We start from the raw sequence: 4,258 nt of genomic DNA, 5'->3' as shown, positions 1-4,258 counted from the left end.
CGCCCCAAAACCCACACCGCCTGGAACCTCCACCAACTCACCCACCACACCCCACTCGACTTCTTCATCCTCTTCTCATCGTCTGCCGCGGTGCTGGGTGGGCCCGGGCAGGGCAACTACGCGGCGGGCAACGCGTTCTTGGACGCGCTCGCGCAGCACCGGCGGGACCAGGGGTTGCCCGGCGTGTCGGTGGCCTGGGGGCTGTGGGAGCGGGAGAGTGGCATGACCGGGCACTTGAGCGACGCCGATCTGACGCGGCTGCGCCGGGCCGGGACGACGCCGCTGTCCGACGCCGTGGGCCTCGGCCACTTCAGCGCGGCGCTGACGGCCGATCGGGCGGCGCTGGTGGCGATGGGCTTCGATGCCGGCGCGGCGCGGGCGGCGCTCGGAGCCCAGCAAGTGCCGCCGCTGCTGCGCCAGTTGGTTGCCGCTCCGGCGCGGCGGGCCGCCGCCGGCGCGCAGGCCGCGGCTGACGGTGCACAGGCGCTGGTCAGCAGGCTGGCCGCGGTGCCCGAGGCGGAGCGCGGCCGGCTGCTGCTCGCCCTGGTGCGGGAGCAGACGGCGCTGGTCCTGAGCTACGCGTCCGGTACGGAGGTCGGCCCCGAGCAGGCGTTCAAACAACTCGGCGTCGACTCGTTGACGGCGGTCGAACTGCGCAATCGGCTCGGCGCGGCCACCGGCCTTCGGTTGCCCGCCACCCTGGTCTTCGACCATCCCACGCCGGCCGCGCTGGCCGGGCAGTTGCGTGCGGAGTTGGCAGGTGCACTGGGTGGGCCGGCCGGGGCGGGCGACGAGGCGGCCGGGGTCGCGGAGGTGGACGACGCGGAGATCCGCCGGCTGTTGGCCACCATCGCCCCGGCCAGGTTGCGAGCCTCCGGGTTGCTCGGCGCGCTGCTGGAACTGACCGCGGACGAATCCGCCCCGCCGGCCGACGGGGCGGGAGGGGACGCGGACCCGGGCGATCTGGAGTCGATCGACGCCATGGACGCGGACGACCTCATCGGCCTGGCCTTCGGCAGCACCGACCTCTGATCGCGTTCGGATGGTGGAGAAGACGATGACCGCACCACAGACACCCGCTTCGCACGAACGCGTCCTGGAGGCGCTGCGGCACTCGGTGAAGGAGAACAAGCGTCTTGAGCTGCGCAACCGGCAGCTCACCGAAGCACGGCACGAGCCGATCGCGATCGTCGGCATGGCCTGCCGCTTCCCCGGCGGCGTCGCATCGCCCGAGGACTTCTGGCGGTTGCTGAGCGAGGGGCGGGACGCCGTCACCGAGTTCCCGGCCGAGCGCGGTTGGGACACCGACGGCCTGTACGACCCTGATCCGGACCGGCCGGGCCACAGCTATGTGCGGCACGGCGCGTTCCTGCGGGACGCGGAGCGGTTCGACGCGGCGTTCTTCGGAATCAGCCCGCGCGAGGCGCTGGCCATGGACCCGCAGCAGCGGCTGCTCCTGGAGACCGCGTGGGAGGTATTCGAGCGGGCCGGCATCGACCCCTCGTCGGTGCGCGGCAGCCGGACCGGGGTGTTCGTCGGCGCGTCCCCACTGGGGTACGGGGCCGGGTCGCAGGCCGCTTCGGAAGGGGCCGAGGGCTATCTGTTGACGGGGACGACGGTCAGTGTGGCGTCCGGGCGGCTGGCCTACTCCTTCGGTCTTGAGGGGCCGGCCCTTACGGTGGACACGGCGTGCTCGTCGTCGCTGGTGGCGCTGCATCTGGCGGCGCAGGCGCTGCGGAGCGGCGAGTGCACCGCGGCGCTGGTGGGTGGGGCCGCGGTGATGGCGGCGCCGCACATGTTCGTGGAGTTCAGCCGGCAGCGCGGGCTGGCGCCCGACGGGCGTTGCAAGGCGTTCGCGAACGGCGCCGACGGCACCTCCTGGGGCGAGGGCGTCGGCCTGCTGCTGGTGATGCGGCTGGCCGAGGCGCGCCGCGCCGGGCACCGGGTGCTGGCCGTGCTGCGCGGCAGCGCCGTCAACCAGGACGGGGCGTCCAACGGGCTCACCGCGCCGAGCGGGCCCGCGCAGCAGCGGGTCATCCGGCAGGCGCTCGCCGATGCCCGGCTGGCGCCCGGCGAAGTGGACGCGGTGGAGGCGCACGGTACGGGCACCCGGTTGGGTGACCCGATCGAGGCACAGGCGCTGCTCGCCACGTACGGGCAGGACCGGCCGGCGGACCGGCCGCTGTGGCTGGGCTCGGTGAAGTCCAACATCGGTCACACCCAGCTCGCCGCAGGTGTCGCCGGGGTCATCAAGATCGTGCTCGCGCTGCGCAACGGGGTCCTGCCGCGCACCTTGCACGTGGACGCGCCGGCCACTCAGGTCGACTGGTCCCGCGGCGCGGTGGAACTCCTCACCGAGGCGCAGCAGTGGCCGGCGGTCGACCGACCGCGCCGGGCCGCGGTGTCCTCCTTCGGCATCAGCGGCACCAACGCCCACGTCATCCTCGAAGCGGCCGACCCGGCTGATGCGGCCGGCGCGGACGGTGCGGGGGCGGGCGGTGCGGCCGGTACGGGTGATGTGAGCGGTGCGGGCAGTACGGGCAGGGCAGACGGCGAGCCCGCGACCGCGCCCCGCACCACCGCACGGCCGACCGGGGCCGCGAACACCGACACGGTTACCGATACCGACACCAGTACTGGCACCGGTGCCAGTGCCGGCACCGGCACGACCACAGCCACAGCCACAGCCACAGCCACAGCCACGACTGACGTTCGCAGGGCGAACGAAGTTCGCGTGCCGAACACTGGGCGAGGTCCCGCCGTCGCGGGCGAGGGCGGAGCCGCCGTGTCCGCGGCCCCAACCGTCCCGTGGATGCTGTCCGCCGCCAGCCCCGAGGCGCTGCGGGCGCAGGCCGGGCGGATACGGGAGGCGGTCGCCGCACGCCCGGAGTGGGGGCCGGTCGCCGTCGCCCGGGCGCTGGCCACCACCCGGGCCGACCTCACCCACCGGGCGGTGGTCGTGGGCGCCGGGCGCACGGAGTTGCTCGCCGCGCTCGGTGGGATCGCCCGTGGTACAGCCCTTGAGCACACCGTGCTGGGCGAGGCGGCACGGGGCGGCGGACTCGCCTTCCTCTTCACCGGCCAGGGTGCACAACGAGCTGGCGCGGGAAGGGAGTTGTACGAGCGCTTCCCCGCGTTCGCCGATGCGCTGGACGGCGTCTGTGCCCTGTTGACGGAGCGGACCGGCCTGCCGCTGCGGGCGGTGCTGCTCGCCGACGAGGGCTCGGCCTCGTACCCGCAGCAGGTGGAGTTGGTGCGCCAGACGGCCTGGGCCCAGTGTGCGCTGTTCGCCATCGAAGTGGCTCTGTTCCGGCTGGTGGAGTCCTGGGGGGTGCGCCCCGACTTCCTCATCGGCCACTCCATCGGCGAGTTGGCCGCCGCGCACGTGGCCGGCGTGTTCACGCTGGAGGACGCGGTGACCGCGGTGGCTGCCCGGGGGCGGCTGATGCAGGAGCTGCCCACCGGCGGGCAGATGGTCGCGGTGGAGGCGACCGAGGAGGAGGTCGCCAACCTGCTGGCCGGCGGCGACGGGACGGTCGGCATCGCGGCGGTCAACGGGCCGACGTCGGTGGTGGTGTCGGGGGACGCGGACAGCGTGCACACCATCGCCGCCGCGCTGCGTGACCAGGGCCGCCGCACCAAGGAGTTGAGCGTCAGCCACGCCTTCCACTCCCCACACATGGACGGCATGTTGGAGGAGTTCCGTACGGTCATGGCGCAGTTGCCGGCGCACGAACCGACCCTGCCGCTGATCTCCAACGTGACCGGGCTGCCGGCCACCGGCGAGCAGCTCCGCTCGGCCGACTACTGGGTGCGGCACGTCCGTGAGGCCGTGCGCTTCCACTCCGGGGTCCGCCACCTCGCCGAGCAGGGTGTGCGCACCTTCCTCGAACTCGGCCCGGACCGCGTGCTGTGCGCGATGGCCCGCGACAGCGCGGCGGACGGGGGCGCCGACGAGGTGGACGCGGTGCCCCTTCTGCACGCCGGTCACCCCGAGCCGACGACCGTGCTCAGCGCCCTCGGCACCCTGCACGTACGGGGCCTCGGCCCGGACTGGCGGCGCTTCCTGGAGGAGACGGGTGGCCGGCCGGAGCCCGCGGTGCGGGTCGATTTGCCCACCTACCCGTTCCAGGGCGAACGCTACTGGCTGCCGCCCGGGGGGGGGGCGCGCGCCCCCCCCCCCCCCCGGGGGGGGCCCCGGGGCCCTGCTACGACGGGCGGTGCAACATCACCGTGAAGAAGTCCCAGACCATCAAGG

2 protein-coding genes are annotated in these 4,258 nt (G+C 74.0%); both read left to right on the top strand.

Annotation, left to right across the window (positions count from 1 at the left end; genetic code table 11):
• Positions 1 to 1,032, top strand: a 1,032-nt coding sequence (locus AAHZ94_RS29425) for a beta-ketoacyl reductase (protein ID WP_349996719.1), incomplete at its 5' end; no start/stop codon positions are given.
• Positions 1,033 to 1,042: 10 nt separating this feature from the next.
• Positions 1,043 to 4,237, top strand: a complete 3,195-nt coding sequence (locus AAHZ94_RS29420; protein ID WP_502964822.1) for a type I polyketide synthase — start codon at positions 1,043 to 1,045, stop codon at positions 4,235 to 4,237.
• Positions 4,238 to 4,258 lie beyond the last annotated feature (21 nt).

This window comes from Streptomyces sp. HSW2009, from assembly GCF_040240285.1.
Taxonomy (GTDB): domain Bacteria; phylum Actinomycetota; class Actinomycetes; order Streptomycetales; family Streptomycetaceae; genus Streptomyces.
This window is presented reverse-complemented; position numbering and strand designations above follow the sequence as displayed.

Coding starts and splice junctions, on each gene's coding strand:
- AAHZ94_RS29420 (WP_502964822.1), top strand. CDS start 1,043: ATGGTGGAGAAGACGATGACCGCACCACAGACACCCGCTTCGCACGAA.